Genomic DNA, 394 nt, shown 5'->3' with positions numbered 1-394 from the left:
AGTTACCTAAAACACTCCGCATTGCGAAAATTTGAGAGACTCGAACACACCTTAAGTGTGTCGTTTCAATTTTCAGCTTGATCCAGATTTTTAAAGAGCAAATATCTCAAACGTGACTTACCGTTTACACAGTAAAATCAGTTTTGAGATACGGAGGCCAGCGACTTTCACTCACAAACCAGCAAGTGGCGTCCCCTAGGGGATTCGAACCCCTGTTACCGCCGTGAAAGGGCGGTGTCCTGGGCCTCTAGACGAAGGGGACACTGAAGTCTCAATCGCAAGACGCCTTGCTTCTCTACATCTATCAGACAATCTGTGTGAGCACTACAAAGGCAGGTTCTTTAAGGTAAGGAGGTGATCCAACCGCAGGTTCCCCTACGGTTACCTTGTTACG

General features: G+C 47.2%; 1 tRNA gene. It reads right to left on the bottom strand.

Annotated elements, in window-relative coordinates:
• Window positions 1-186: 186 nt before the first annotated feature.
• Window positions 187-262 (bottom strand) — tRNA-Glu (locus AB1287_RS17845).
• Window positions 263-394: the final 132 nt, after the last annotated feature.

The sequence above is a fragment of the Scandinavium sp. UTDF21-P1B genome (genome assembly GCF_040750395.1).
Lineage (GTDB): Bacteria > Pseudomonadota > Gammaproteobacteria > Enterobacterales > Enterobacteriaceae > Scandinavium.
This window is presented reverse-complemented; position numbering and strand designations above follow the sequence as displayed.